The organism is Dietzia sp. DQ12-76, from assembly GCF_014145045.1.
In the GTDB taxonomy this organism is placed as follows: domain Bacteria; phylum Actinomycetota; class Actinomycetes; order Mycobacteriales; family Mycobacteriaceae; genus Dietzia.
The window spans coordinates 1-2,993 of sequence record NZ_JAALDV010000061.1 but is presented as its reverse complement, the minus strand read 5'-3'; the positions used below and the strand labels follow the sequence as shown (position 1 = coordinate 2,993).

The following is a 2,993-nucleotide window of genomic DNA, read 5'->3' as shown; positions in this document are numbered from 1 at the left end:
GGTCTCGCCCACCGCGCCCCGGCCCGAGTCCTGGCCGGTGTTCCCGTCCCGTCCGGTGTCCCCGGCGTCCCGACTGGCCGGCAGGACGGGCATCGCGAACGGGTCGCTCACCGGTGGCGGCCACGGCTCGCCGCGCTCCTTGGCCAGCTCACCCGGGGTCTTGACGGGCGGCCGGGTCGACGGGACACGACCGGAGAAGTCGTCGAACTCCGTGATCCTCGGACGCTTGACCACATCCGCGAACAGACGCTCGAGGTCGTCCTGGCGGAGTGTCTCCTTCTCGAGCAGCTCCGCCGCGATCGCGTCGAGGACGTCCCTGTTGGACTCGAGGACCCGCCACGCCTCGGCGTGTGCGGCGTCGATGATCCTGCGGACCTCGTCGTCGATCGCCTTGGCCACCTCCGGGGAGTACTCGGAACCCGCGCCGCCGCCGCGTCCGAGGAAGGGGTCCCCGCCCTCGCCGCCGTACTTGACCGCGCCCAGCTTGGAACTCATCCCGTACTCGGCGACCATCGTGCGGGCGATACGGGTGGCCTGTTCGATGTCGGAGCTCGCGCCGGAGGTCGGTTCGCCGAAGACGTACTCCTCGGCCGCACGGCCCCCCATGGCCATGACGATCCGCGCGATCATGTCCGCACGGGTCATGAGGGACTTGTCGTCCTCCGGGACGACCAGGGCGTGACCACCCGTCCGGCCGCGCGCGAGGATCGTGACCTTGTGGACCGGCTCCAGATCCTCCATCGCCCACGCGGCCAGGGCGTGCCCTGACTCGTGGTAGGCGGTGACCTTCTTCTCGTGTTCGCTGATCACGCGGTGCTTGCGACGAGGACCGCCCACCACCCGGTCGGTGGCCTCCTCCAGGATGTCGGTCGAGATCTCGTCCCGCCCCATCCGTGCCGCCAGCAACGCGCCCTCGTTGAGTACGTTGGCCAGGTCGGCGCCGGACATGCCGATCGTGCGCCGGGCCAGCGACTTCATGTCGACATCGGCGGCCAGGGGCTTGCCCACCGAGTGGACGGCGAGAATCGACTCGCGCCCCCGCAGATCCGGGTTGGTCACCGGCACCTGGCGGTCGAACCGGCCGGGGCGCAGCAGGGCCGGATCGAGCACGTCGGGCCGGTTCGTCGCCGCGATCATGATGACCGTCTCGCGGTCGCTGAACCCGTCCATCTCGACGAGGAGCTGGTTGAGGGTCTGCTCGCGCTCGTCGTGTCCGCCGCCCGTCCCGGAGCCGCGGTGCCGGCCGACCGCGTCGATCTCGTCGACGAACACGATGCAGGGCGCGTTCTGCTTGGCCTTCTCGAAGAGGTCGCGGACTCGCGAGGCGCCCACGCCCACGAACATCTCCACGAAATCCGAGCCGGAGATCGAGAAGAACGGGACGCCGGCCTCACCGGCCACGGCGCGCGCCAGCAGGGTCTTGCCCGTCCCGGGCGGCCCGTAGAGCAGGACGCCGCGGGGGATCTTGGCGCCCAGCCGCTCGTAGCGGGCCGGGTTCTGGAGGAAGTCCTTGATCTCGTTGAGCTCCTCCACCGCCTCGTCCTCACCCGCGACGTCGGCGAAGGTGGTCTGGGGCATGTCCTTGGTGAACTCGACGGCTCGCGACTTGCCGACGCCGAACAGGCCACCCTTGCCCCCCTGCATCCGGGACATGAAGTAGAACAGCAGCCCGAAGAGGATGAGCATGGGCAGCAGGAACGACAGCATCTGGGTGAGGAACCCCTGCTGCGTCACCGTGGTGTCGAAGTTCTCCGGCTCGGCGGCGGCGATCCGGTCGAAGATCTGTTCCGCCGCTCCCTCCGGGTACTTGGCGAGCACCTGGTCGGTCTCGTCCGCACCCTCCTCCGGGGTGATGGGCGACTCGAGGGTGAGACGGAGCTGCTGCTCCCGGTCCTCGATCGTCGCCTCCCGGATGTTGCCCGCGTCGATCTGGGCGAGCGCCACCGAGGTGTCGACCTCGGTGTACCCCCGTTCGTCGTTCGCGAAGAACGAGAACCCGACGATCGCCAGGATGATGACGCCCGCGATCGCCACGTTGCGGAAGACGGTGTTGCTCTTGCGTTCCATTCGGTCCTCGGATGCGAAGGACAGCCCTACCGGTCGGCGGGCCTGGTGGTGCGCGACGTCCTGCGCGATGTCATGAGCTCGGTGCCATGAGCTCGGTGTCATGAACTCGGTGTCATGAGCACAGTCGCGCGCGACGTCGTCTCTGTCGCACCAGGCTACCTGCGAAGCGCGACACCCGACCGGGTTGATCTCCGTGGGCGGACAGGGCGGCGGTGTCGTACCCGCCCCGTACCATCGGGACCGTGACCACCCCCACACCGTCCGCGTCCCGGGCCGCAGAGGACGTGCGTTCCGGTAACGGCACCGCTACCGAGGCGCTCAACTCGGCCCTGGACCGGATCACCCGTCTCGACCCGGCCCTCCGTGCCTTCACCACTCTGCTCGGCGAGGAAGGCAGATCGGCCGCGGCCGCCGTGGACGCCTCGGATGAGACCGGACGGTCCGGGCTGCCCCTGGCGGGGGTCCCCCTGGCCATCAAGAGCACGGTGACCCTCGACAACCCCGTGATCACCCCGCTTCTCGCGGCCGGCGCGATACCGGTGGGCATCACCGCCGCGCCCCAGCTGTGCACGTGGGGGATGACGGACTCGGAGGAGCACGGAATCACCCGCAATCCGCTCGACGAGTCCCTGTCCGCGGGCGGGTCGTCGGGGGGATCGGCCGCGGCGGTCGCCTCCGGCATGGTCCCGCTGGCGGTGGGTGACGACGGGATGGGGTCCCTACGGATCCCCGCCGCCGCCTGCGGCATCGTGACCATCAAGCCCGGTCCGGGGGTCGTCCCCACCCGGCTCGCCGGCGACAACTGGGGCCGGCTGGCGGAGTCGGGCCCCCTGGCCAGGACCGTCGAGGACACGGCGCTGGCCCTGTCGGTGATGGCCGGGCGACCCGAGTTGGCCTCCGTCGGACCCGTACCCGGTGAGACGCGA

2 protein-coding genes are annotated in these 2,993 nt (G+C 70.2%); one reads left to right on the top strand and one right to left on the bottom strand.

Translation table 11 applies throughout. The annotated features are described in order from the left end of the window. Positions 1–2,067, bottom strand: a 2,067-nt coding sequence (gene ftsH, locus G6019_RS03095; protein WP_241725850.1) for an ATP-dependent zinc metalloprotease FtsH, incomplete at its 3' end; no start/stop codon positions are given. A gap of 242 nt (positions 2,068–2,309) precedes the next feature. Between ftsH and G6019_RS03090 the strand changes: the two genes are divergently transcribed. After that, positions 2,310–2,993, top strand: a 684-nt coding sequence (locus G6019_RS03090; protein WP_309230142.1) for an amidase family protein, incomplete at its 3' end; no start/stop codon positions are given.